The sequence below is a fragment of the Asaia bogorensis genome (genome assembly GCF_900465345.1).
In the GTDB taxonomy this organism is placed as follows: Bacteria; Pseudomonadota; Alphaproteobacteria; order Acetobacterales; family Acetobacteraceae; genus Asaia; species Asaia bogorensis_A.
Genome location: NZ_UEGO01000013.1, coordinates 73549 through 99450 on the forward strand (window position 1 = coordinate 73549; position 25902 = coordinate 99450).

Here is a 25902-nt window from a genome sequence, read left to right on the forward strand (position 1 = left end):
TTCACGGAGCGTTTCATGGAAATCATAGACAGGCGCCCGAACCCGCACGGCAAGAATACCGAAAACCGCCAGCGCGTCCTGACAAGGGCGCGTCAGGCGATACAGAGCGCCGTGCGCGATGCCGCGGCACAGGGCCGCATACGAGAAATAGGCCAGGACAGTGCGGTGTCGATCCCGGCCGATGTCCTCCACGAGCCGAGCTTTCATCGGCATTTCGGCGCCGGTGCACGCCATATCGTGCTCTCAGGCAACAAGGAGTTCGTAAAGGGAGACAGGCTGCGCCGGCCGCCGGGTGGTGAAGGCGAGGGAGCGGGTGAGGGAAGTGGTGCGGGCGATCAGGGTGGAGGCGAGGATTCCTACCGCTTCGTTCTCTCACGCGAGGAGTTTCTCGATCTGTTTTTCGACGATCTGGAACTCCCTGATCTCGTCAAGCGCGAGATTGCCTCGACAACAACGCTCGCAACCAGCCGGTCTGGCCTGACAAGCGACGGCTCACCCTCACAGATCGATCTCGGTCGCACCATGCGCCGGTCAATGGGGCGACGTATCGGCCTCAAACGTCCCAAACCGCAGGAATTGCTCGAAATCGAAGCCGAAATCGCCGCGCTGGAGGAGGCGCGTCCTCTTTCCGACGAGCAGTTCGTGCGGTTGCAAGGCCTGCGCGACGAGCGCGACCTTTTGCGCCAACGCCTCGCGCGTATTCCCTGGGTCGATCCGGTCGACCTGCGCTATCGGCGTTTTACCCCTGTCCCGAAACCGACCACGCAGGCCGTGATCTTCTGCATCATGGATGTCTCCGGCTCCATGACCGAGAAGATGAAGGAACTGGGCAAGCAGTTCTTCCTCCTGCTGCATGTCTTTCTCGAAAAGCGATACGAGAAGCTTGAGATTGTTTTCGTTCGTCACGCCGAAACTGCCGAAGAAGTCGATGAGGACGTATTCTTCACCGATCCTCGGACAGGCGGCACAATTGTCTCCACCGCGCTGGAATTGATGCATCAGATCCAGGCTGAGCGGTACCCGACTGACAAATGGAATGTCTATGTCGCACAGGTTTCGGACGGCGATAATATTTCATCGGACATGAACAAGGTTAACCGCCTGATGACCGAGGCAATACTGCCTGTCGTGCAGTACTTCGCCTATGTCGAAGTCAGTATGGGTGGTGCGTTGCTGCGCAGCGAAACCGATTTGTGGCGTGGTTACAAGCATATCGCTGACAGCACACCGCAACTCGCCATGCGTCAGGTCCAGGACAGGCGCGATATCTTTCCGGTTTTCAGAGATCTGTTCGCCCGTCGCGCGGCCGAACGGGCAGGGGAGTGATCATGCTCTATACCGGCACCGATTGGACATTTTCGACACTCAGGGATTGCTACGGCGAGATCGACCGTATTGCGAGCGAGGAATTACGTCTCGACACGTATCCCAATCGTATTGAAATCATCACCTCAGAGCAGATGCTTGATGTCTATACTTCGCACGGTATGCCGATCAGCTACCCGCACTGGTCGGCGGGTAAACGCTTCGTATCGCATGAGAACGCCTACAAGCGCGGCTTTATGGGTCTAGCCTACGAGGTCGTTATCAATTCGAGCCCATGCATCAGCTATCTGATGGAAGAAAATACGGCCACTATGCAGGCGCTCGTTATCGCCCATGCGGCATTCGGGCATAACCATTTCTTCAAGAACAACCGGCTTTTTCGAGAGTGGACCGACTCAACCCAGATCTTGGACTATCTTGAGTTTGCGCGTGGCTATGTAGCGCGCTGCGAGGAGAAATACGGCATCAAGGCTGTCGAACGTATTCTGGATGCGGCCCATGCCCTGCAGGGGCAAGGGGTCGACCGTCATACAGGCAGCAAGCGCCTCGATTTGCGACAGGAGCAGGAACGCGCGCGTGAAAGGCGCGCCTACGAGGATGAGCAGTTCAACGATCTGTGGCGCACGCTGCCAGAGACGCAGGGTCAGAATACCGGGAGCGGCGCCACAGATGATCAGATGGTAAGCCTTGGTCTGCCTGAAGAAAACATCCTCTATTTTCTCGAAAAACACGCGCCGCGACTAGCGAACTGGGAGCGCGAGATTATCCGCATTGTGCGCCTGATCGCACAGTATTTCTATCCGCAACCCCAGGCGAAGCTTATGAATGAGGGGTGTGCGACTTGGGTGCACAATTTCATCATGCATCGCCTGCATGACAAGAAACTGATCGATGACGCGGCTATATTGGAGGTCATCCATTCAACGAGCAATGTGATCACCCAACGTGGTTTTGATGAGGGGGGAGGGCCGAACTTCAACCCTTACGCCCTTGGCTTTGCCATGATGAGCGATATCGCACGCGTCTGTACTGACCCGACTGAGGAGGATCGCCGCTGGTTTCCCGATCATGCAGGAAACAAGGACCCTGTGGGCACGCTTCATCACGCCTGGGCTGAATATCGGGATGAGAGCTTTGTGCAGCAATTCCTGTCACCCAAGGTGATCCGTGACTTCCGCTTGTTCAGGCTGGAGGATGATCTCAGCCAGCCTTATCTGCTGGTTGATGCAATTCATGACGACGGGGGATATCGAGACATTCGTCGCTCTGTGGCCGCGTCCTACGATCCCGGTTTGCTTGCTGAGGAAATCGAGATCGTCGGGGCCGATCTCACTGGAGATCGTATCCTGCGGCTTGAGCACCGCACGCGACCGGGAAAGCTGTTGCAACCTACGGATGCAAGGCTGACGCTGGAACATCTGGGCCAGCTTTGGGGCTATGGCGTGATCCTCAAGGAAGTCGATGGCCAGACCGGCGCTGAACTGGGCAGCTATGCCTTGGCATGAGAACACTCAAGCAGCGCGTCGGCGGATGGAACGCCGGCGCGATGGGCTGTCGCGCCGGCGATTTAGGGATAAAATCCACGCGCGCGGCACTGCAACATCAGGCCTCCAGCCCATGAGCTGATATGCTAGTTGGCATAATATATCTTATCGAACTATTATATATGCGGAATAAGGGCTGCTCCGAGGCGTACGGATCACCACCTTGTATGGCCGCTGATTGGACCTGAAAAATTTCAGCCACGACGCTGATGACCACTGAACGAGGAATAAGCATTATACATGGACCATCTATGCGCCGGGGTCGTTCCCGGCACATAGGCGAAACCCGGTCAGGAGCTTTTGGAGGTATCCCTCTCCGCCTTGATAAGTTCTCTCGCCGGGATGAACGGCTCCTTGTCCCCACCGAGCACGAGCGACAGGCGATGCCCGTCTGCAAGCCTCGCTTCTGCACGCTCGTCAATCGTTCGACGTACGATCGGATAATCCTCGACCAGACGACGGAACAACGATGCCGGTATGGCGAGCAGATGACAGAACTGCAGAGTACGCACCGTACCCCTTGAGAACGTCTCGTTGATCAATGGCGCAGCCCCAATCAGGTCCCCTGCCCCAAACTGCACATCCTGTTCGGCAATATGAACTTCCGCCAGTCCCGCTACGACAGCATAGACCATTCTGATCTTGCCGTTACGCTTAAGCAGGACCTCACCAGGCGAAGCGAAACGCAGCGAGATATTCATCGCGAGATCATGAAGAACGCCGTCCGGCACGCCACGGAACGCCGGAAACGACCGCAATCTCTGCTCGATACCACTCTTGAGATTGAAGCGTAGCGGCTTTTCAAGGCGCTCCTGGCGCTTTTCGACATCCTTGAGCAATTCGCGATGCAGCTCCTCGCTGACGAGGTTGTCAGAAAGGAGCTCGTCATACTCCTCTTCCTCGAGGCGCAAGGCGATCTGATGAAGAATGCGGCTTTCCAGCGCCTCCGAATAACCCTGATAATGCAGGCGCATCATTTCCAGCGCATCATCGAGCATACGGCGCTGACGTCCGAGAACCTCGGAAACGATTTCGCCAATGCGGTTACCGAGTGTTGGTTCAAGGCGCTGATGCATGAAGCGCATGAGTGACAGCGAGACAAGATGCGCGATCACCAGCATCTCGAAGCGCTCTGACATGCAGTGCATAAGCGGCTGATCGATGTGAAAGCGCCGGTGCAACATCTGCGCCATGCGAAACCGCATGGTAGGGCGCAACCGCCGTCGCAGGGCTCTCACATAACCATACCGGCCTTCCAGGCGGGCTCCATCGACCATTGCCTCGGAAGAACGCAGAAGCGTCTCCATGACGCGCCTCGACAGGCCCCGTATGCGGAACAGATCAAGCAGAAGCGAACGCTCGCGATTGGCGATGGTGATCAGTGCCAGCGTCACGCGCTGACGATCACCAAGAGCGGTATCGAAGGTATTGGCCTCGCTCTCTTCCTGTGCGCGTCGCTCGATCTGACCAATGATGGTTTTCTGGGTCCCTGCCCCAAAACCCAGTTCGTCAGCAAGGCTGTGGGTGCGTTCGGCAACCTGTGCTAAACCGCTGCTGAGCACCTGATGGCGCATCGCCTGATCGATGGCAGGCAATTGATCGAGCTTGAGAAACATCACAAGATAGCGGAGCGTCGTGCCATTCACCAAAAGAGTGATCAGCACAAACCCTGTCGCGATGATCCCGATGAAGTGAGCCGTCGAAGTCGAAACGCGCTGGTTCTCGGTCACTGCCAGCGCCAGCGCCAGCGTAATGGCGCCGCGTAGCCCGCCCCAGACCATCGTCGTCTTGAAGGGCGCTGGAACGGGAGGCGAAAGCTTGAAGGCAGCAAGAATGGGCAGCAGGCCAAACACCACGGCCCCACGCGCCAGCAATCCGGCAACCGTCGCGATAAGGATCAGCACGCAATCCCAGCGCGTCATGCCGATCAACAGACGTGGTACCAGCATGGATGCGAGAACGAAGACCAGAGAACCCGCCCAGAACACGAGTTGGACCCATAGTTCGTTCAGGAAGCGCCAGACCTGAGGTCTGAAGGTCGAGGGCCCGTAGACCGACATTGTCAGGCCGGAAGCTGCCGTGGCGACAACCCCCGAGAAACCGAGGAACTCATCGCACAGGATATAGACGATATATGGCAGGGCCAGGGTCAGCGTGATCTCCGCTGCCGCCGATCCGCCGAGACCTGCAATCATCAGCAGGGTCAAACGGCCGACCGCCACACCGACAATCATGGCGCCACCAAATGACGCAAAGAAATCAATGACTGTCTCACCAAGCTCGATATGTCGATGCGAGGTAACCGAGGCGAGCAGGATCGAGAATATAGCGATAGCCGCGGCATCATTGAGCAGCGCCTCACCCTCAACCAGCCGTGTCAGGCGCGAGGCAGCCCCGATCTCGCGGAAAATACCCGCAACGGCTGAAGGGTCGGTCGTTGCAACGATTGATCCCAGCAGCAGGCAGACCACAAGCGTCTGTCCGGCGAAGGGATAGAGCGCCATACCGATTGTAAGGGTCGAAACCAGCACAGCCACCACAGCGAGAAGCAGCACTGTTGCCGTCTCATGCGCCAGGCGTCGCACGTCAATCGCGAGCGCCCCCTGAAATACGAGGATTGGTAAGAAGATTAGGAGGAACGCTTCACTATTGACCGGGAAATAGAGCAGCGTCTCCGCAGCCCCGTCGAAGATTTCGGTCAGGGATGAACGCAACAGTAGATCTGCTGTCGCGCCGATACCGATACCAGCAAGAGCAAGCAGGACCGTTTCCGACACCTCCCAGCGTCGGGCCAAAGGCTGCACGGCGCTGATGAGGACCATCAGAAGCGCCAGCGCCAGAATCACGGCAGCCAGTCCCGTCACCATCATGGGTGGGTGTTCTCCCTTATTTGTGCACAGACCTGGATGCTATACGCGAAACCTCACGACTCCGCGAGTGCACCAGGCGGAGCATAATGGAAATATTACTCTACTTTTCCGTGGAACGCCGGTCCGCAGGTCAGTTCTGGCAAGCCCTGAGCCAATCCCTCACCTGCGCCTCCGGATCAGGCGTGGCGATGAAATCCGACACGGCCGCAACACTGTCAGCGCCCGCGGCTATACAGGACGGCGCACGCTCCAGCGTGATACCCCCGATCGCTACCAGGGGCATGTCAGGACCGATCAAATCACGCCACTCACGCAGCTTCTCGACGCCCTGGGGGCCCCATATCATCTTCTTGAGCCTTGTTTCCCATATGGGGCCCAGTGCCACATAATCGGGTGAGACCGAGAGAGCGCGTTGCAATTCTTCATGGGAATGGGTCGAGATACCGAAAGCAACACGCGCGGCCCTGATCTGATCCAGATCTGCCGTATCCAGATCCTCCTGACCGATATGAATGTAATCTATGCCAAGCTCTATCGCGAGTTGCCAATAGTCATTGAGCACCAGCCTGACATTATGACGTGCCGCAGCCTCCTGCGCCTCGATAACCTGGGCCCGCAGGGTTTCTGGGTCCAGGTCCTTCAGGCGCAGCTGAACAAAGCGCGCGCCCGCAGCACCCAGCCGATCGACCCAGCGCGGGTGATCCACAACCGGATAGATCGGGGATGGAAGTCGTGACGTCATTTTCAGAAACTCGCCTTGCCAAGGGTTGGTGTAGAGGGGACAGCTATGTCACGTTCATCCATCGGATCGGCCTTGCGTGACAGACACCCGACCTCGCAGGCGAGACGAAACGCCTCTGCCATCACAACAGGGTCACCAGCCTTTGCCACTGCCGTATTGATCAGGATCGCATCATAGCCGAGCTCGAAAGCCTCTACGGCATGGGAGGGTCGACCTATGCCGGCATCAATCACCATTGGTATATCGGGGAAATGCGCACGCAACGCACGGAGCCCGAAGGGATTGTTCAGCCCCCTGCCCGACCCGATCGGAGCGCCCCAGGGCATGAGCAATTCACAACCCGCCCTTAATAGCCGCTCGGCAACCACGAGATCCTCGGTGGTGTAGGGAAACACCTTGAAACCGTCTTCCGTCAGAATACGCGCCGCCTCGACCAGCGAGAACACATCTGGCTGGAGTAGATCCCCCTGCCCGATCACTTCAAGCTTGATCCAGTCCGTATCAAATACCTCACGCGCCATCTGGGCCGTGGTCACGGCTTCGCGCACGGTATGACAACCGGCCGTGTTTGGCAGAACGGGCACATCCAGACTGCGCACCAGTTCCCAGAAAGCCTGACCTGCCTGCACACCCGCCGATTCACGGCGGAGAGATACCGTTACCGCACCAGGACGAGCCGCATGCACGGCTCCTGCGAGCACGGCCGGGCTGTCATACAGCGCTGTGCCCAGCATGAGGGGCGAACTCAGTTCGGTTCCATAGGCCAGCATTGGTCAGCCACCCTGCATCGGCGCAAGGATCTCCAGCCGACAGCCTTCATGAAGGGGACATGAGGGGCGTGCGGAACGTGGGACAAACTGGCCGTCTATTGCAGTTGCCACCTTGGTCTCGCCATAGCCAAGTTCGATGATAACATCTGCAAGCAGATGGTTCTTCACGATTTTTGTTTCGTCGTTCACCAGAATCATCATGGTGAGTCTCCTGCACTATCAGGCGTTCTGGCCCGGCCGCGTTGGCGCGGATGGTCAATTTCGTACCATCTCGGCGTTACTCTTCTTGATCCCGCCCACCCTAGGCCGCCGGAGCAAACGCCTCAACCCGGCGTGGCAAACACAATTGCTTCCACCTCGGCAGCCCGTGCCGGTGAGAGCAGAAACCCGTGTCTGTACATGCCATTCACGGAGATCCTGTTTCCATCGCGGTGCACTTTCGGCACGTTGTCTGCATAAGATGGTCGTATCCCTGCACTGGCCTCAATGATTTCGGCCTCGGCGAAAGCAGGATGCAGCGTGTAGAGCGCGTTGAGCAATTCGCTCATGGCTCTCACCGTGATTTCACGGGTATCATCACTTTCCACCATTGTCGCGCCAGCCATGAACACATTGTTATCTCGCGGAACAATATAGATGGGTATGCGCGGATGGAGCATACGTATCGGGCGATGAAGCGTTACCTCCGGGCAACGTACGAGGATCATCTCGCCGCGCACGCCACGCAACGCCGGGTCTTTGTCTCGTGCTGAAATGCCCGTGCAATCCACCACCCAGTCGAAGGTGTCTTCCATCGGATCCGCGTCGAACCTGAAATGGCCGCCAAGATCCACCAGACGCGCTTCCAGCCCCTTCAGGGCTATCCGGGGATCAACGTGTCCTTCCTCGGGAAAATAGAGCGCACGGTCGAAACGCCCGGCGAGATCGGGTTCGAGCTGGCCGATGCGCCCGGCATCTATCGTCTCGAAATGACTGGTGCGTCTGCCAAACCTCGCAAGTTCCACCTGATCGCGCGGAGGCGCCACGACGAGGCTGCCCCGATGAGCAACATTTGGCACATGAGCAGACCACCATGAGAGCGAAGTGAGCGAATCACGGGTCACCTCTTCTGGCGCAGACTCCGCTTCACACCAGGGGGCAAGCATGCCACCGGCAAACCATGATGCCCCGGAACCAATGCGAGAGCCCGCCTCATGCAGGGTAATCTGCGCCCCTCGCTCTGCCAGCGTCACAGCCGTCACCAGACCGGCGACCCCGGCTCCCTTGATCAACACTTTCGGCCCCGGTCCCGTCATGTCGAACGCTCCTCGCTAAGGCTCAGACTCTTTTGCGACGAGCCTACTCCACAGTGACAGACTTGGCGAGGTTGCGAGGCTGATCCACGTCCGTCCCGCGGCGCAGGGCCACCTCATAAGCCAGCATCTGCACAGGAATCGTATACAGGATCGGCGCTACAAAGGGATCCACCTCCGGCAGGATCACCATATGCTCGGCGATACCGCTCAGTCGCTGAGCCCCCTTTTCATCCGTGAAGGCCATGATCCGTCCACCACGTGCCTTGGCTTCCTGAATATTGGAGAGTGTCTTGTCGAACAGGATCGTCGAGGGCGCGATCACCACAATCGGCACATCCTTGTCGATAAGGGAGATCGGTCCATGCTTCATCTCACCTGCAGCATAGGCCTCGGCGTGAATATAGGAAATTTCCTTCAGTTTCAGTGCCCCTTCCAGCGCGACAGGGAAACAGATGCCACGACCAAGATAAAGCACATCACGTGCCTCGGCCACAGAGGCCGCCATGGCCTGAATGTCGCTCTCTCGGGAAAACACCTCTGATGCCCGCGAAGGAAGATCGAGCAGATGGGCCAGCAGATCGCCCGCGCGTTTCTCCGACATGGCATGACGTGCCTGGGCGATAGCGATTGTGAGCACGGCCAGCACCGAAAGCTGCGCGGTAAAGGCCTTGGTGCTCGCAACCGAAATTTCGGGGCCAGCTACCATGCCAAGCACCACGTCGCTCTCGCGGCCCATCGTGCTGCCCTCGACATTGAGGATCGAGACGATGTGCTGCGCGCGCTCGCGAAGGCTGCGTAAGGCAGCAAGCGTATCGGCTGTCTCGCCAGACTGGGAGATCATGAGCGCCATGCCGTGCGGCGTCAGGGGCGGATTGCGATAGCGCAACTCGGACGCGACATCTATGTCAACCGGGAGCCTTGCCTCGGCTTCCAGCCAGTAGCGCGCAATCAGCCCGGCATAGAAGGCCGATCCGCACGCCGTGATCACAGCGCGTGGAAGTTGGGCCATCTCGAATGGAAATACCGGCAGATTGATCTCGCGTGTGACGGGATCGATAATGCGCTGAAGCGTCTGCCCGATCACGACCGGATGTTCGTGCAGTTCCTTCTCCATGTAGTGACGATAGCCATCCTTGCCGACAGTCCCGGCCATGAGCGCTATCGTCTGCACAGGGCGTTGCACACGCTGATTTGCCGCATCAAAAAACTCGACCTGGTCAGGACTGAGTACGCACCAGTCACCATCATCAAGATAGGCGATTTTGCGGGCGAGTGGTGCCAGAGCGAGGCTGTCCGAGCCGAGAAACATTTCCCCCTCGCCAAAACCAACCGCAAGGGGCGCCCCGTGGCGGGCGCCAATCATGAGCCCTTCATGCCCGGCAAAGATCATGGCAAGCGCGTAGGCGCCCTGAAGGCGCCCCAATGTCTTGCTGGCCGCCTCTCGCGGGGATAGCCCCTGATGAAGATAGAAATCGACCAGTTGGGCAACACACTCCGTGTCGGTCTCCGAGGTGAACTGGCGACCCACCGCCAGCATTTCGGCTTTCAGCTCTTCGTAATTCTCGATGATACCGTTGTGAACAATGGCGACGCGATCTGTGGCATGCGGATGGGCGTTGGTCTCATTCGGCAGCCCGTGGGTGGCCCAGCGCGTATGTCCGATTGCCGTCATGCCCTCGAGCGGCTGCATATCAAGCACGGCCTGCAGATTATCAAGTTTGCCGGCCGCGCGGCGCCTTGAGATATGTCCATCCACCAGACTGGCAATACCAGCCGAATCATAACCGCGATATTCAAGACGACGTAACGCTTCGACAACGAGAGGTGTCGCGTTCTGATGGCCAACTACGCCACAAATGCCGCACATCAGCCATTCTCCTTTTTTGCCCGCAGGGCAGACGATATTGCCTGGCCGCGCGATGCCTTGTTGATCTGTCTCGACCGTCCCAACGCTAGAGCACCCGGTTCAACATTTTCGGTCAGTACGCTGCCAGCCGCCAGCAAGGCACCGTCACCGATCGATATCGGGGCCACAAGGATGGTGTCAGACCCCACGAACACATCGCTTCCAATGGTCGTGCGATGCTTGAACACACCGTCGTAATTACAGGTTATGGTGCCTGCACCGACATTGGTGCGCGGGCCGATACTGGCATCACCCAGATAGGTCAGATGATTTGCCTTGGCACCATCCCCCAGATCGGTGGCCTTGAGCTCGACGAAATTACCGACATGGGAGGCTTTGCCACAGATCGTGCCGGGACGAAGACGGGCATAGGGACCAATCAGCGCCTCCTCACCTACCACGCAACCTTCCAGATGACTGAAAGCGCGAATTCTTGCGCCACTGCGCACCGTCACACCGGGGCCAAAAACGACATTGGGCTCGACCACGACATCAGCCTCGATAACGGTATCTGTACAGAGAAAAACCGTCTCCGGTGCGATCAGGGTCACACCGGCTTCAAGCGCGGCCAGGCGCAGACGCCGCTGGAGGGTCCCTTCCGCAATCGCGAGTTCTGCACGGGAGTTGATGCCAGCCAGCTCTTCGGCAGGAGCCTCGACATGGCGTACGTCCCCTTCACGCGCAGCAAGGGCCACGACGTCCGTCAGGTAGTATTCGCCCTGTGCGTTGTCATTGCCCACCTTGCCGAGCCAGCGCCGCAGATCATCAGCAGAGGCACATAATACGCCTGCATTGCAAAGCTGAATGGCGCGCTGTTCCTCACTCGCATCCTTGAACTCGATGATCTCCCTCACCGACCCGTTTTCAAGCACAACACGCCCGTATTTCGCAGGATCGGCTGGACGCATGGCAAGCAGGGCAAGCATTGTTCCCGCCTCGCGTCGGGCAGTGAGAAGCGCCTGCATGGTCTCAGTCGTGATCAGGGGATTGTCGGCGTAAAGGATCGCGACATCACCTTCACCGAACAAAGCCTCGGCCATCCAGGCCGCGTGCCCCGTGCCAAGACGTTCGACCTGGACCACACACGGGCAGGGAGAGACTGCCTTTTCGAGCATTGGCATGTCCGGTCCCACAATCACGACGATTCGATCGAAGACGCGGCTCGCAGTCTCGATGAGGTGGCTGATCATGGGGCGGCCACCAAGAGGATGCATGGCTTTGGGCAGGGCGGAACGCATGCGCGTTCCTAGCCCCGCTGCGAGGATGACGGCAGTCGTCGGTTTGTGATGGCGGACGGGCTGGCCGTCGGAAAAGGAAAATGATGTCATATCATTACGTGGCGTAGCCAACGCGGCGGAGCTCTGTCAAACGCCCGCTCTGTCACTTCGGATTGCTGTTTGTTGCAGCGTTCTGCATCTATAGGAAAACCGACCGTGAGCACTGAAATCAAGACCGCCGTTTTCGACCTTGACGGTACGCTTGTCGACAGCCTGCCTGACCTCGCCGAGAGCGGCATCGAACTTCTCAAATCCTATGATCTGCATCCTCCGGGTTCTGATGTGGTGCGTGGTATGATAGGCGACGGAGCACGCAAGCTTGTAGATCGACTGCTGACCTATGGCGGTGACGAAACGCGCATTGATCGCGATCAGGCCACACAGCGATTTCTGGAAATATACGAGCCTCGGGCAACCCTGAAAACGCAGCTTTTTCCCGATACCCAAGCCATGCTGACAACGTTGCGTGAACGTGGTCTTGCCTGTGTGATCTGCACGAACAAACCGCTGAAGGCCGCTCAGGCAATCGTGGAAGTTCTCGGGATCGCACCACTGATCGACGCCATAGGCGGTGGTGACAGCTTTGCGAGCCGCAAACCAGACCCTGACCATATTCGTAACACTGTTCGGCTTATCCACGCCGAGCCAACCCGCGGAATCATGATCGGCGATCACCGTAATGACATCATGGCTGCCATGGGTGTTCCCATGCCATCACTTTTCGCAAGCTGGGGGTATGGAGACAGAAGCATGAGCGCCCATGCGACAGCAATCGCAGGTTGTATTGCTGAACTGCCAAGGCTTATCTACGATCTGTCACGACCCTGCTGAATCATACGCTCCAACGGGCGATCTTCGCGCTGACCACAGACACCGCGTGTACCAGAAAAATCTGAGGTCAGCTCATGATCATCGCGCCCTAGGGTTGCACCATCGGCGCATGATCAAGGACCGCAGTCATTCGTCCAAGCTTGGGATGCTCGAATTCGACGCGTACGGCCGTCAGCCCTGCTCCAGGAATATCCTGAAACCAGGCAGCACCTGGATGAGGTGCCTTCATCACTGCCAGATGCGACGAATCCTTGATGAAACCCGCCTCCTGTTGCCCCACGAAATCGCAACGCAAAGCCGGTCCGTTGAATTTCTGGTCGAAAGTCACCGGCACATCTGCCTTGAAAGGCCCGCGCGAGGTCATTGCGCTCAATCGTAATCCATCGAAAACATGCGCGTTACCGTCGCATTTCCCGGTCTGACGCACATTTTCCAAGAGCAGCGCCATAGCGCTCAACGTATCCAGTGCATGATCGAGTTCGGCCTCAGGAACAGCCTCACGATCTGTCTCCTTGGGATCAAGGGTCACGACATGCGGTGTATTGTCAGCGTAATGCAGAACAACACTACGATGCTTTCCGCGTGAGTAACCCGCGCTCTCATAGGTGACAGGCTGCACCCAGTTATGATCGAAATGCCCCTGTGCCGTACTCTGTATGTCCATACGCAGGAACAGGCTCATGAACCCACCAGCATGAAGCGTGGTACGGATACCGTATCCGAGATCGGTCAGGGTATAATCGGCTGTTGCATCGACGACATGCAGCCCGTGGTTATAAACACGATAGACTGCTGTCGTCTGACCGCGATTTGCCGCTGCGGCCGCATGCGTGGCCTCGCCCACGTCAGCTGCGCTGGCATGGCCGGCAAGTCCAAGGGCGAGCACGCTCGCCGCTATGGATCGTCCGAAGGCGTTAAACGTCAAGATTGGCGACCTTCTGGGCATTGCCAACAATGAAGTCGCGTCGTGGCTCCACCACATCGCCCATGAGCGTCGAGAACACCTGACCCGCATCTTCTACATCTCCTACCTTGACCTGAAGGAGAATACGCGTGGCCGGGTCGAGCGTTGTATCCCACAGCTGCTCATTGTTCATCTCGCCCAACCCTTTGAAGCGGTTGATGGCAAGGCCCTTGCGCCCCTGTTGAAGAACACGGTCGAACACCATAGCAGGACCTGAAAGTTCGGCGCCCTGACTGTCCAGCGACAGCTTGACCGGGCCTTCGAAATAATCGGCCACGCGGCTGCCCTCACCTGCCAGCCAGCGTGCTTCTGCCGATTTTAGCAGGGCCGCATCAAGCGTATAGACCTCGCCCACACCACGCACACTGCGGGCCAGACGCAATCCACCTTCTTCGGTGGGGCCAACCATCCAGCCACGCTCGTTGACGGGCGAAGCCGCATCAAGGCGAGCCTGCAATACAGGCGCACGCTCCTGAGCGTGATCATGACCCAGCGAGAGAGCCTTGGCCACATAGGCCTGCTCAAGCACCCAGACGGGAATCTTGCTGGCGAGGGCGGTCAGTGTCTTGGCCACCTGCCCCATGGCCTTGACGCGCTCCATCAGCACATCGCCAGCAACCACTTCGCCGCCAGCGAAGGTGAGCGCGGCGTTGCTCAGCGCCTTGTCGAGCAGATACTGCTCCAGAGCGGCGTCATCCTTGAGGTAACGCTCTTCATTGCCGCGCTTGGCGCGGTAAAGCGGCGGCTGGGCGATATAGAGATAACCCTTCTCGATCAGCTCCGGCATCTGACGGAAGAAGAAGGTCAGCAGCAAGGTGCGAATATGCGAACCGTCCACGTCAGCGTCGGTCATGATGACGATCTTGTGGTAGCGCAGCTTGTCGATGGAAAAGCCGCCCTGCTCCACGTCGCCACGGCCAATGCCCGTCCCTAGCGCCGTGATCAGCGTGCCGACTTCGGCAGAGCCAAGCATACGGTCGAAACGCGCACGCTCGACATTGAGGATCTTGCCCTTGAGCGGCAGGATCGCCTGGAAACGACGATCACGCCCCTGCTTGGCCGTTCCACCTGCCGAGTCACCCTCGACGATGAACAATTCGGCCTTGCTTGCGTCGCGCTCCTGACAATCTGCCAGCTTGCCCGGCAGTGAGGAGACATCCAGCACGCCCTTGCGTCGCGTCAGTTCACGGGCACGACGGGCGGCATCGCGCGCAGCGGCTGCCTCGTTCACCTTGGCAATGACCGCCTTGGCTTCACGCGGGTGAGTCTCGAACCAGTGCCCGATGGAATCAGCAGCCGTGACGTGCACAACCGGCTGCACCTCGGAAGAGACCAGCTTGTCCTTGGTCTGCGACGAGAATTTCGGATCGGGCACCTTGACCGACAGCACAGCCGTCATGCCCTCGCGCATATCCTCGCCCGTGAGCGATGCCGAGTTCTTGGATGATCCCGTGTCAGCATACTTGCCGACAACACGCGTCAGCGCCTGACGGAACCCTGCAAGATGGGTGCCCCCATCACGCTGAGGGATGTTGTTGGTAAAGCACAGCATGGTCTCATGGAAGCTGTCATTCCACGTCAGCGCGAACTCGACCTTGATGCCACTTTCGGCATGATCGATCGACCCGACGATAGGCGGGGTGACGATCGAGGTCTTGCTGGCATCGAGATACTCGACAAACGCGCTTAGCCCGCCTTCGTAGCAAAAGACGACTTCCTTGTTTTCGGCATGACGCTCGTCCCGCAGGACGATTTCAAGACCGGAGTTGAGGAAGGCCAGCTCGCGCATACGACGCTCGAGAATGGCAAACTCGAATTCCACCTTCGTGAAAGTCTGCTTGCTCGGCTTGAACGTCACGAGCGTGCCGCGTGGCTCGTTACTGGCACCGATTACCGCCAGAGCGTCGTCACGCTCGCCGTGCTGGAAACGGATGAAGTGTTCTGTGCCATTGCGCCAGATACGGACTTCCATCCATTCCGACAGCGCATTGACAACGGCCGCGCCAACGCCGTGCAGACCACCGGAAACCTTGTAGGAATTCTGGTTGAACTTGCCGCCCGCATGCAGCTTTGTCAGCACCACTTCTGCCGCGCTGACGCCCTCTTCCTCATGCAGATCGGTCGGAATTCCACGCCCATTGTCACGGACACTGATCGAACCATCGCCGTTGAGTGTCAGGATACACCGCGTCGCGTGGCCAGCCTGAGCCTCGTCTACGGCGTTATCGATGATTTCGAACACCATGTGGTGCAGGCCGGACCCGTCATCCGTATCGCCGATATACATACCGGGGCGCTTACGTACCGCATCGAGCCCCTTGAGAACCGAGATCGAGGAGGCGCCATAATCGGCTTCGTCATCGAGGTTTTCGGGCAACTCGGTCGGACGGATCTGTTCGGACATGCTGGCGTGACGCTCCTACTCGCAACAAGCCGCCAATATAGCCTCTCTAGGGGGCTACGGCTAGGGCGTTGGAACCGGGCACCCGGACAGGCACCTGTCAGCCACCCAGGGACCCGAAATGCCCCAGCCACGCCCCCTGTGCGGCAAGCCTGTCAGAGCCTCGGGGCCGCTTTGCATAGCAACCCAAACCCGTCTTGCGACTTCTCATCCCGTGCCGGCTGCCTGGCACAGTTTCCCCGACGCTAGCGAGATAAGCCGCCATGACCGATCCGACCGACAAGAAAACCATCAAAACGACCACGCCTGAAGAGGCCAGCTCCGCCACCAACCGACGCAGCATGATGCAAGGGGCAACGCTCGGGCTTGCAGGGCTTGTTGCCGGGTCGAGCCGTGCGCACGCTGCGCCAAATGCGCCTGCCGCCTCAGCACCGTTGGCCGACCCGCAGAAACTCTATCCCCACGCCCCGTTTGCGTCCCAGCCCCAGGAGTGGCCGGGCCTGCAATCGCGTATGCATCCCAAACCAGACTGCGGAGAGACCAGCTACAAAGGCAGCGGCCGCATGGCTGGCCGCCGGGCCCTGATCACCGGCGGCGATTCAGGCCTTGGGCGCGCCATCGCCATTGCCTACGCACGTGAAGGGGCTGATATCGCGATCAACTATCTCCCGCAGGAAGAAGAAGACGCGCGCGAGGTTGTGGCCCTCATCCGCAAGGCGGGACGCAAGGCCATTGCCCTGCCGGGCGATATTCGCGACGAAGCGTTCTGTAAGAAACTCGTGTCGGACGCTGCGTCACAACTCGGCGGCCTTGATACGCTGGTGAACTGCGCCGGTCGGCAGCACTACCATGAGAGTATCCTTGAACTTTCCACCGAGGAATTCGACTGGACACTCAAGACCAATCTCTATGCGCTGTTCTGGATCATCAAGGCCGCTATCCCGCATATGCCACCGGGCAGCGCCATCGTGAACACGGCTTCTTCCAACGCCTATAACCCGTCGGAAATCATCATCGATTACAGCCTGACGAAGGCCGGCATCGCCAACCTGACCAAATCTCTGGCGAAGCAGCTGCTCCCCAAGGGTATACGCATCAACGCCGTGGCGCCCGGACCTTTCTGGACGCCACTTCAGGTCTGCGGCGGCCAACCGATGTCCGCCGTCGAGAAATACGGGACCACCGTGCCCATGGGGCGTCCGGGCCAGCCTGCGGAGATCGCACCGGTCTATGTGACACTGGCTTCCACAGAGGGTAGTTACATCACCGGACAGATCTACGGCATAACTGGTGGCACAGGTATGCCCGGATAACAGTGACGCCCCTTTCGGGCAGCGTTCATTAAACGAAAAGGGGGTGCACCCGGCCATAGGTGCGCCCCCTTTACTTCAGATGCCTTTCTTTGCCATGCCGCTCGCCGGATGAACCGGCCTATGGCATGGCAATGGCCCTGCGGCCAATCAGTTCAGCTCGGCCTGCTGGCCATTGATGACCAGCCCCTTGTCATTGGCCGAGACATGCACGGTCTGACCATCGAAGATCGTCCCATCCAGCAGCAGCCCTGCCAGCGTGTTCTGCAGGCTGCGCTGTATGACACGCTTGAGCGGGCGAGCGCCGTAGACCGGGTCATAACCGGATTCAGCCAGCCAGTTATCTGCTGCCTGATCCAGATCGAGCGTAATCTTGCGATCAGCCAGCAACTCACGCAGGCGCTTGAGCTGGATAGCGACGATACGATTCATATCCGCTCGCTGCAGACGCGAGAACAGAACGATCTCGTCCAGACGGTTAAGGAATTCAGGGCGGAAATGGTTACGTACCACCGCCATGACCTGTGCCTGTACGAGGTCCGTGCTCTCACCATCGGGCTGCTGCGCCAGTATGTCTGACCCGAGATTGGAGGTCAGGATGATAATCGTGTTGCGGAAATCCACCACACGCCCCTGCCCGTCCGTCAGACGACCATCATCAAGCACTTGCAGCAGGATGTTGAAAACATCCTCATGCGCCTTCTCGACCTCGTCGAACAGGATGACCTGATACGGTCTGCGACGGACTGCCTCGGTGAGCACGCCACCCTCTTCGTAGCCAACATAGCCGGGAGGCGCACCCACAAGACGGGATACGGCGTGCTTCTCCATGAACTCGCTCATATCCACGCGCAGCATGGCGCGATCGTCGTCAAACAGGAACTGCGCCAGCGCCTTGGCCAATTCGGTCTTGCCAACGCCGGTTGGGCCGAGGAAGAGGAACGAACCAATAGGGCGATTGGGATCCTGCAAGCCTGCACGGGCACGACGTACGGCGTTGGACACCGCCTTGAGCGCAGGCTCCTGACCAACCACGCGTTCACGAAGTTCGTCCTCCATACGCACCAGCTTGGCGCGCTCGCCTTCCAGCATCCGGTCCACGGGCACACCGGTCCAGCGCGACACGACAGAGGCAATTCCCTGATCGGTCACAGCCTCGCTGAACAATCCTGCCTGAGCGGCATCCTGCTGCTCAACCTGCTGTGCTTCCTCAATCTGGCGCTCAAGGCCTGGGATCGTCGCATACATAAGCTCGGACGCCTTGGCGAGATCGCCCTTGCGCTGGGCAATTTCGACGTCCGAACGCGCCTGATCGAGCTGCTCCTTGAGCTTCTGAACAGCGTTCACCCGGTCCTTCTCGGCGTGCCACGCCGCGCTCATGGTGTCCGACTGTTCCTGCAGATCGGCCAGCTCGGCTTCAAGCTTCACCAAACGCTCGCGGCTCGCGCTGTCCTCTTCCTTGCGGATCGCCTCGCGCTCGATCTTGAGCTGGATGATACGGCGGTCGAGTTCATCGAGCGCCTCGGGCTTGCTGTCGATCTGCATACGCAGGCGGCTCGCCGCCTCGTCCACGAGGTCAATGGCCTTGTCAGGCAGGAAACGGTCCGTGATGTAGCGATTGGACAGCGTCGCGGCAGCCACGAGTGCGCCATCGGTGATACGCACACCGTGATGCAGCTCGTATTTTTCCTTGATGCCACGCAGGATCGAGATCGTATCAGCAACCGAGGGCTCACCCACAAAGACCGGCTGAAAACGACGGGCCAGAGCCGCGTCCTTCTCGATGTATTTGCGATACTCGTCGAGGGTGGTGGCACCGATACAATGCAGCACGCCGCGTGCCAGTTCGGGCTTGATCAGGTTCGAAGCATCCATCGCGCCATCGGAGCGTCCCGCGCCCACGAGCGTGTGCATCTCGTCGATGAACAGGATAACCTGCCCCTCGGCGCTTTCGATTTCCTTGAGAACAGCCTTCAGGCGCTCCTCGAACTCACCGCGATATTTCGCGCCAGCCACCAGGGCACCCATATCGAGCGAGAGCAGCTTCTTGTTGCGCAGCGCTTCAGGCACGTCGCCATTGACGATACGCAGCGCCAGACCTTCCACGATGGCGGTCTTGCCCACGCCGGGCTCACCAATCAGCACAGGATTGTTCTTGGTGCGGCGTGCCAGAACCTGAATGGCGCGACGGATCTCCTCGTCACGTCCGATCACCGGATCAAGCTTGCCCGATTGGGCCACGGCCGTGACATCGCGTGCATATTTCTTGAGGGCGTCGAAGCCCGCCTCGGCATTGGCGCTATCCACCACGCGTCCCTTGCGCAGTTCAGCCACTGCGCGTTCAAGGGCCTTCGCATCGGCCTTGCCTTCGCTCAGGGCTTGCCCGGCGCCAGTCTTGCTGGCAGCAAGCGCCACAAGCAGGCGATCCTGCGCAACAAAGCTGTCACCGGCACGCTGGGCATCCTGCTCGGCACCATCGAGTACACGCACAAGGTCAGGCGTCGCCTGAGGTTGCCCTGCACCGCCACCCTGTACCTTGGGGATACGAGCCAGTGCGGCATCATTGGCCTTGCGAACTGTCTCGGGTGTACCCCCGGCTGCACGGATCAGACCCGAGGCAGCGCCTTCAGGGTCATCGAGCAACGCTTTCAAAAGGTGCTCGGGGGTCAGCTGCTGGTGGAAGTCACGCAGTGCAATTGTCGAAGCGGCCTGAAGAAAACCGCGGCTACGCTCGGTAAATTTCTCAATATTCATGTTTTCGCAATGCTCCTATGCCCCATAAAGGCGGCTGGTTACGACAACGAGAACCCCTCTAAGGCAGTTCTCGCCTCGTCATAACTTGAAGATAGGAGCATTTCGGCCTTTTCCAAGACCGCACTGACACAATTCGTATGTTATCGCCAACCGATCATGGGAACAGTGGCTGGGCCGTTTGATGAATGGCGTTACGCAGCCACCCATCCCGCTCAGCCCGGAAGTGCGGTCTGCCGCATCGGCATCCTCTCGGCCTCGAATTCCTCAAGCGAGAATGGACGACCATAGATCTCGATTTGATCGGTCTGCAGATAGACCTGGATGCCAGGAATGGTGACACGGACGAAACGCCCCATGACCCCAGTCTCATCCACCCAATTATATGGCGTACCATCAAGGCCGCCAAATACGGGACCGTTCTTCCTGTCGATGATCCTGGTCCAGAAGAAACGATCATGCGAAACCTCTACCGTAAAACTGGCAAGGCGTTCCATCACGCCATCAAGACGGTTGAAGATCATGATCTGGTGTATGTGGCACAACGTACCAAGGTCCACCATCCACCACGGGTTGTCCTGAAGGGCGGTATGATGCTGGGGGCGTCCCGTCAGATGGCCTGATACGGCGCGGCATGCATCTTCATCGCGCGAACCTTCATGCATGGTGGAACTCTGCGTGGCACGCTTTCCCGTTGACAGTAATTCCCAATTGGAACACGGCACGATGCTCGACTGCCATCCACCTGCAATCAACGAAGACCAGTAGGCAGCGAGATAAGGATCGAACACGGCATTCGTATCGGCGTGGTAGGCCGTCCGCTCTTCTCTGCTCTTGTTCTTCCAATGTGTCTGTGCGGAGAAATCACCATGACACCCCCGTGCGACACGCCGCTCGAAATCCTGTTCCGACCGGATGTTGAAATGAGCAATACAGCCTGCCTGGACCAGACGGGCGCGACGATCCTCCCCATTCAGGAAGGCCCAGGCATGCTCGGGAAAATTGTCGTAATATCCTTCCATCGACTCACCCAGCATGTTGCAGGCGCGCAGGGATGCCCCGAGGGCATACAGATCATGATGGATCGCCACATGCGGGTTCTCGAACGACAGCCGATAGGACACGGCGCCCGCCTTGGCGAGAATTTTCGTGAATGGTGATGCGCCGCTCTCACGGTAGCAGTAATTGCGCAGGATACCCCCTGAAGGCCGCTCGGCATGACCGCCATGCCCGTAACCGCACCAGTTCAGATAGATGGCATCGTGATCGGCCCCGAAACGCGCACTGACACTGCGGATATCATTACTGCCCGGGAGACAGACGAACTCGTCCAGGTCCAGAAACATGAGCCAGCGGGTCTCATGTACGTAATGGCGCAGGAAGTGACGATACATCTGGAATTGCTCGCCGACATACCGGAAGTGATGAAACGTCACGAACGGTCTGTCTGCCATGATAAAGGGCAGGACCGCCTCGTAGAGCGCGCTCGGATCATCGTCGGCGCAATACAGATAGACATGATCAAACCCGATTGACCGATGATAGGTCAGCCATTCCACAACGCTTTCCAATTCCCAGCGAGCGCAGGCGACCAGGACATGCTGGTATCTGGGTTCAGGCCAGATGCCCTTGTTACGGGCAACTGCGAGCGGAAGCTTGCCGAACCCCTGCAAATCGGTCGGCAGGGAGACTGATGACTTTGGCGGCGTCATTTCTTTTCTTGATATCCTGATACAACAAGGCTGTTGGTACGATGCGTTGGTGCCGCACAATAGAACCCGGCCGCATGCTTCGATAGTGAATTCTTGTGACAGACCTGTAGCCGCGCTTTGCAAATGCCGTTCAAGCCTGCGGAAGACGCAAGGCAGAGTTATGCCGTGGCAGCACTGGGCATGTACCCGAGCGGTCGCCGCTGGGGCCAAGTAATCTTCTGTCGCGAAACTCAACCGGCCGCCGCGCGTGATCATCCCTGTTCATGCAATGCTATGCCGTTTCACGGCTGTTAACGGGATCACGCCGATGACCGATCTTCTCTCGCCCATGCTCCTGCCCGAAACAAGCTGGGTGCGCCGTTCTGCCCATCGCCTGTGGCTTGCGGCCGAAGGGCGCCGCCTGCTCCGTTTCGCCATGGCGTCGCGTATGGAAGGCGGGTTTGGCGCCCTTGGACGTGATGGCACCCTGCCTGAAGATGCCTTGCCGGACGGCATTCTGACGGCTCGTATGGTCCATGCCTTCTCCATGGCGGCCCTGCAGGGCATCCCGGGCTGCCTCCCGCTGGTACGTCATGGCGTCAAGGCCCTTCTTGGTCCGTTGCACGACAAGGATCATGACGGCTGGTATGAATCCCCCGCAGCGCGTGATGGCCGCAAGCAGGCATACCTTCATGCCTTCGTTGCGCTCGCAGGCTCGTCGGCAACCTTGCTAGGCGTTGAAGGCGGAGAAAAGCTTCTCAGCCTCGCGACCAATATCCTCGAGACGCATTACTGGTCTGAGGATGAAGGTGTCATGCGCGAAAGCTTCGCCTCTGACTGGAGCGACGAGGAGGATTATCGCGGCGCGAATGCTAATATGCACTCTACCGAGGCCTGTCTGGCGCTCGCCGATATCACCGGTGACGAGAAGTGGCGTGATAGGGCGCATCGCATCGTACACCGCTTTGTGCATGAGATTGCCGGAAATCACGATTACTGCATGCCGGAGCACTTCAATCGCGATTGGACGCTCCTCAAGGACTACAACCGTGACAAGCCCACGGATCCCCTGCGTCCCTACGGAATGACGCCGGGCCATTTTTCGGAATGGGCACATCTTACGCTCAAGGTTGAGGCCGCCTTGCTGCGTCGCGAGGGTACGGCCCCGGGCTGGATGCTGCATGACGCGCGGGCTCTGCTGGATTCAGCACTGCGCCTTGGCTGGGCGGCAGATGGTGAGCCGGGCATGATCTATACGATTGACTGGGACCGTAAGCCGGTGGTCACAGTCCGCGCACACTGGGTTCAGGCAGAGACTGTTACAGCTGCCGTCAACCTGCTCAAGCGAACGGGTAGCCCAGCCTATGAAACCTGGTACAGAAAAGTCTGGGACTATATCGCCAGCACGTTGATTGATCACGAATACGGCGGTTGGCGTAATGAGGTTGATGCGCAAGGCCGTTATTCTGGCGAAGTCTATCCGGACAAGGCCGACCTCTATCATGCGTTTCAGGCGACGGTTGCCCCCATCCTGCCGCTTTCACCTTGCCTCACTCTGGCGCTTCGTGAGTCAGACATCGTGTAGCGCTGCTCAGCAGCCACCTGTTCTGGCTTGCTCACGAGAATACCGGGTGAGGACATCACCCGGCGATTTTCAGGGTCAGCCCAAGGCTCTCCGCGACCCGGGAATTGCCCGGGTGCTACTCGGTTCCGCCTGGCGTTTCGATCTGATCATACCCCAATGAGCCGGGAGGCGCGCCACGCGGTATCAAGGGTTCGTCCGACACATGAATTGCCTGTAGTCTGTCAGGCCCAAGTCGGCGCGCGACCACGAGCTTGCCGTAGGCTGTCTGGTAGCCATACCCCTCGGCATAGATTGGGGCGCCAAGACGCAGGAAACTCGTCCTTGCGCCTGAAGCTGGCACACGCAACACGGAACCATCATCCAGCAGTGCTCCGTTGAGCGCCCCGTCACCATCATGCAGCAAACGCGAGATCCTGCCCTGCGTACTGGCGGGCGGCGCCGCCGTCACGAGTTCGGGCATGGGGGCCGCGCAGATATCCGTGCCATTACTGAGCGCGAAAGCCCTGACGAGATGAAGCGATGGTGCCGCAAGCCCTCGAACGCTGATCATCGCGCCTTTACGCAGATGGTGATCCTGCGCGGCGAGGCCCGGTGGCATCTCGATCTCTGTGCCATCCACCAGCAAAGCCCCTACGACATCGCCCTGAGTGCCAGGCAAAAGGCGTTCAACCCTGCCCGAAAAACGCGGAAGGCTTGTCAGATCGAAAACGCATCCCGTGGGGAGCGAGCCGGAAGCGGGTGGCGGCGCGCCTTCTTGAGATGCGCCCTTCATATTTACCACAGGCTGTGTACCTGCTCCGGCGTGGTCGACCGGGATCGTCACTGAAATGGCGATCAATCCGGCCAGCAGAGTGGTCCTGACCCTCATTTTATCTCCTCGTGCCTGCCATGCCCGCGAAAATGGCGGCAACAGCAAGCCTCCGCTCAACACCGGATATCGGCTGCACCCTGTGCATACCGTTCCGGGAAAGCGCTATCACATGCCGTGCCGCGCCAGGGTTTCTCAATGGCGGAAATGGCGCATTCCTGTGAATACCATGGCGATGCCCGCTGCATCTGCCGCGTCAATAACCTCCTGATCACGGATGGAACCGCCAGGCTGTATGACGGCGATCGCGCCCGCGGCGATCACACTTTCCAGCCCATCAGCAAAGGGGAAGAATGCGTCGGACGCTGCAACAGACCCTTCTGTCAATGCCACCGTTTCGCCTGCAGCCTCGGCAGCATCAAGGCTCTTGCGAGCTGCGATACGCGCTGAGTCGACGCGTGACATCTGCCCCGCCCCAATACCGACCGTAGCGCGATCCTTGGCGTAGATCACGGCATTGGACTTCACGTGCTTGGCAACGCGGAAAGCAAAAAGCAGATCGGCCATTTCAGCGTCGGAGGGTGCACGCTTGGTCACGACACGCAGATCAGCTTCGGTCACCTGACCAGCATCACGGCTCTGTGCCAGGAAGCCGCCCGCGACGGATTTGAAGGTCATGCCCTCAGCCGTGGCGGAAGGCACGCCCCCCGTCAGGAGCAGGCGCAGGTTCTTCTTGCGGCTCAGCGCCGCGCGTGCACCTTCGGTGGCATCAGGGGCCACAATCACCTCGGTGAAGATCGTGGCAATCTGCTCGGCTGTCGCCTCATCGAGTGTGCGGTTCAGCGCGACGATGCCGCCAAAAGCCGAAACAGGGTCACATTTGAGTGCCGCTTTCCATGCCGCCTCGAGCGTCTCGGCGCTGGCCACACCGCAGGGATTGGCATGCTTGACGATCACCACGCTCGGCTTGTCGAACTCGGCAACAGCCTCAAAAGCTGCATCCGTGTCGTTCAGGTTGTTATAGCTGAGCGCCTTGCCCTGAATCTGCGTTGCCGTCGCGATACCGAAACGCTTCTCACCGGTCACATAAAAAGCCGCCTGCTGATGAGGGTTCTCACCATAGCGCAGGGACTCACGACGCGTGCCACTCAGTGTCATGGTTTCTGGCAAGGCGTCGCCGCGCTGGCCCGCAAACCAGGTGGCAATCATCGCATCATAGGCACCCGTATGGGCATAGGCGGCACCTGCCCAAGCCGTGCGCTCAGCCAGGGTGGAACCGCCTGCATCGAGCGATGCCTTGAGCGCATCATATTGTGCAGGCTCTGTTAGGATCACAACATGGTCATGATTCTTGGCTGCTGCGCGGATCATGGCGGGGCCACCAATATCGATATTCTCGATGCAGTCCTCCGGGCCTGCCCCCGACGCGACGGTCGCGGCAAACGGGTACAGGTTGACGCAAACGAGGTCGATTGGCGCAATATTGTGTTCAGCCATCTGGGCCTTGTGAGAGTCCAGATCGCGACGACCGAGAATACCACCGTGGATCTGCGGCACCAGCGTTTTTACTCGACCATCAAGGATTTCCGGAAAGCCCGTATGATCGGAAACATCCGTCACAGGCAGTCCGGCATCACGCAGGGCTTTGGCCGATCCACCCGTCGAGAGAAGCTGCGCGCCATGCGCGACCAGCGCCTTGCCCAGATCGATCAGACCGGCCTTGTCTGAAACGGAAAGAAGCGCCCGGCGTACGGGCAGGCGATCGGGAGAGGTCATGACGGGCTCCGGAATGGCTGAATTTCAAGAGGTGCTCATAGGCGTCGGAGCCATT

The 25902-nt window shown here is 59.0% G+C and carries 18 protein-coding genes; 5 read left to right on the forward strand and 13 right to left on the reverse strand.

Annotated features, from left to right (window positions below):
• Positions 1–15: 15 nt before the first annotated feature.
• Both ED655_RS07655 and ED655_RS07660 read left to right on the forward strand, forming a co-directional pair.
• The gene (locus ED655_RS07655; RefSeq protein ID WP_122049660.1) at positions 16–1326 is read left to right on the forward strand and encodes a YeaH/YhbH family protein; all 1311 of its coding nucleotides are present in this window, start codon (positions 16–18) and stop codon (positions 1324–1326) included.
• 2 nt (positions 1327–1328) lie between these two features.
• Entirely contained in the window at positions 1329–2831 is a 1503-nt protein-coding gene (locus ED655_RS07660; RefSeq protein ID WP_122049661.1) for a SpoVR family protein, read from the forward strand.
• A gap of 329 nt (positions 2832–3160) precedes the next feature.
• Here ED655_RS07660 and ED655_RS07665 read toward each other — a convergent pair whose 3' ends face one another.
• The 7 genes from ED655_RS07665 to glmU form a co-directional block, all read right to left on the reverse strand.
• Positions 3161–5740 (reverse strand): cation:proton antiporter, encoded by a 2580-nt coding sequence (locus ED655_RS07665; RefSeq protein ID WP_122049662.1) that lies wholly within the window; start codon positions 5738–5740, stop codon positions 3161–3163.
• A gap of 130 nt (positions 5741–5870) precedes the next feature.
• Positions 5871–6482: a thiamine phosphate synthase gene (locus ED655_RS07670; RefSeq protein ID WP_122049663.1), complete on the reverse strand. Its 612-nt coding sequence runs from the start codon at positions 6480–6482 to the stop codon at positions 5871–5873.
• 2 nt (positions 6483–6484) lie between these two features.
• A complete protein-coding gene (locus ED655_RS07675) occupies positions 6485–7252 on the reverse strand; it encodes a thiazole synthase (RefSeq protein ID WP_122049664.1) in 768 nt (255 codons plus the stop codon).
• 3 nt (positions 7253–7255) lie between these two features.
• Positions 7256–7453: a sulfur carrier protein ThiS gene (thiS, locus tag ED655_RS07680; protein ID WP_122049665.1), complete on the reverse strand. Its 198-nt coding sequence runs from the start codon at positions 7451–7453 to the stop codon at positions 7256–7258.
• 122 nt (positions 7454–7575) lie between these two features.
• Positions 7576–8547, reverse strand: a complete 972-nt coding sequence (thiO, locus tag ED655_RS07685) for a glycine oxidase ThiO (protein WP_122049666.1) — start codon at positions 8545–8547, stop codon at positions 7576–7578.
• 43 nt (positions 8548–8590) lie between these two features.
• Positions 8591–10414 (reverse strand): glutamine--fructose-6-phosphate transaminase (isomerizing), encoded by a 1824-nt coding sequence (glmS, locus tag ED655_RS07690; protein ID WP_122049667.1) that lies wholly within the window; start codon positions 10412–10414, stop codon positions 8591–8593.
• On the reverse strand, positions 10414–11781 hold the full coding sequence (gene glmU / locus ED655_RS07695) for a bifunctional UDP-N-acetylglucosamine diphosphorylase/glucosamine-1-phosphate N-acetyltransferase GlmU (protein WP_122049668.1): 1368 nt from the start codon (positions 11779–11781) through the stop codon (positions 10414–10416). The genes glmS and glmU overlap by 1 nt, the downstream gene beginning before the upstream one ends.
• Positions 11782–11886: 105 nt before the next feature.
• Here glmU and ED655_RS07700 point away from each other — a divergent pair, with 105 nt between their 5' ends.
• The gene (locus ED655_RS07700; protein ID WP_240993560.1) at positions 11887–12561 is read left to right on the forward strand and encodes an HAD family hydrolase; all 675 of its coding nucleotides are present in this window, start codon (positions 11887–11889) and stop codon (positions 12559–12561) included.
• Positions 12562–12649: 88 nt separating this feature from the next.
• On the opposite strand, the gene ED655_RS07705 is transcribed toward ED655_RS07700, so the two are convergent.
• Positions 12650–13486, reverse strand: coding sequence for a DUF3108 domain-containing protein (locus ED655_RS07705; protein WP_240993561.1), 837 nt, complete (start codon positions 13484–13486; stop codon positions 12650–12652).
• Positions 13476–15929: a DNA topoisomerase (ATP-hydrolyzing) subunit B gene (gene gyrB / locus ED655_RS07710; RefSeq protein WP_122049670.1), complete on the reverse strand. Its 2454-nt coding sequence runs from the start codon at positions 15927–15929 to the stop codon at positions 13476–13478. Before gyrB ends, ED655_RS07705 begins: the two co-directional genes overlap by 11 nt.
• 338 nt (positions 15930–16267) lie before the next feature.
• Here gyrB and ED655_RS07715 point away from each other — a divergent pair, with 338 nt between their 5' ends.
• Positions 16268–17239 (forward strand): SDR family oxidoreductase, encoded by a 972-nt coding sequence (locus tag ED655_RS07715; protein ID WP_240993567.1) that lies wholly within the window; start codon positions 16268–16270, stop codon positions 17237–17239.
• Between the two features lie 147 nt (positions 17240–17386).
• Here ED655_RS07715 and clpB read toward each other — a convergent pair whose 3' ends face one another.
• The gene (clpB, locus tag ED655_RS07720; protein WP_122049672.1) at positions 17387–19990 is read right to left on the reverse strand and encodes an ATP-dependent chaperone ClpB; all 2604 of its coding nucleotides are present in this window, start codon (positions 19988–19990) and stop codon (positions 17387–17389) included.
• Positions 19991–20202: 212 nt separating this feature from the next.
• Positions 20203–21699, reverse strand: coding sequence for a glycosyltransferase family 2 protein (locus tag ED655_RS07725; protein WP_162993432.1), 1497 nt, complete (start codon positions 21697–21699; stop codon positions 20203–20205).
• Positions 21700–22006: 307 nt separating this feature from the next.
• Here ED655_RS07725 and ED655_RS07730 point away from each other — a divergent pair, with 307 nt between their 5' ends.
• Positions 22007–23263: an AGE family epimerase/isomerase gene (locus ED655_RS07730; RefSeq protein WP_122049674.1), complete on the forward strand. Its 1257-nt coding sequence runs from the start codon at positions 22007–22009 to the stop codon at positions 23261–23263.
• A gap of 115 nt (positions 23264–23378) precedes the next feature.
• On the opposite strand, the gene ED655_RS07735 is transcribed toward ED655_RS07730, so the two are convergent.
• Positions 23379–24131, reverse strand: a complete 753-nt coding sequence (locus ED655_RS07735) for a hypothetical protein (RefSeq protein WP_162993433.1) — start codon at positions 24129–24131, stop codon at positions 23379–23381.
• Between the two features lie 135 nt (positions 24132–24266).
• Positions 24267–25847 (reverse strand): bifunctional phosphoribosylaminoimidazolecarboxamide formyltransferase/IMP cyclohydrolase, encoded by a 1581-nt coding sequence (purH, locus tag ED655_RS07740; protein WP_122049676.1) that lies wholly within the window; start codon positions 25845–25847, stop codon positions 24267–24269.
• Positions 25848–25902: the final 55 nt, after the last annotated feature.

Coding starts and splice junctions, on each gene's coding strand:
- gyrB (WP_122049670.1), bottom strand. CDS start 15,929: ATGTCCGAACAGATCCGTCCGACCGAGTTGCCCGAAAACCTCGATGAC.
- thiS (WP_122049665.1), bottom strand. CDS start 7,453: ATGATGATTCTGGTGAACGACGAAACAAAAATCGTGAAGAACCATCTG.
- ED655_RS07665 (WP_122049662.1), bottom strand. CDS start 5,740: ATGATGGTGACGGGACTGGCTGCCGTGATTCTGGCGCTGGCGCTTCTG.
- ED655_RS07675 (WP_122049664.1), bottom strand. CDS start 7,252: ATGCTGGCCTATGGAACCGAACTGAGTTCGCCCCTCATGCTGGGCACA.
- ED655_RS07715 (WP_240993567.1), top strand. CDS start 16,268: ATGATGCAAGGGGCAACGCTCGGGCTTGCAGGGCTTGTTGCCGGGTCG.
- ED655_RS07725 (WP_162993432.1), bottom strand. CDS start 21,699: ATGACGCCGCCAAAGTCATCAGTCTCCCTGCCGACCGATTTGCAGGGG.
- ED655_RS07660 (WP_122049661.1), top strand. CDS start 1,329: ATGCTCTATACCGGCACCGATTGGACATTTTCGACACTCAGGGATTGC.
- purH (WP_122049676.1), bottom strand. CDS start 25,847: ATGACCTCTCCCGATCGCCTGCCCGTACGCCGGGCGCTTCTTTCCGTT.
- glmS (WP_122049667.1), bottom strand. CDS start 10,414: ATGTGCGGCATTTGTGGCGTAGTTGGCCATCAGAACGCGACACCTCTC.
- glmU (WP_122049668.1), bottom strand. CDS start 11,781: ATGACATCATTTTCCTTTTCCGACGGCCAGCCCGTCCGCCATCACAAA.
- ED655_RS07735 (WP_162993433.1), bottom strand. CDS start 24,131: ATGAGGGTCAGGACCACTCTGCTGGCCGGATTGATCGCCATTTCAGTG.
- ED655_RS07655 (WP_122049660.1), top strand. CDS start 16: ATGGAAATCATAGACAGGCGCCCGAACCCGCACGGCAAGAATACCGAA.
- clpB (WP_122049672.1), bottom strand. CDS start 19,990: ATGAATATTGAGAAATTTACCGAGCGTAGCCGCGGTTTTCTTCAGGCC.
- ED655_RS07670 (WP_122049663.1), bottom strand. CDS start 6,482: ATGACGTCACGACTTCCATCCCCGATCTATCCGGTTGTGGATCACCCG.
- ED655_RS07730 (WP_122049674.1), top strand. CDS start 22,007: ATGACCGATCTTCTCTCGCCCATGCTCCTGCCCGAAACAAGCTGGGTG.
- thiO (WP_122049666.1), bottom strand. CDS start 8,547: ATGACGGGACCGGGGCCGAAAGTGTTGATCAAGGGAGCCGGGGTCGCC.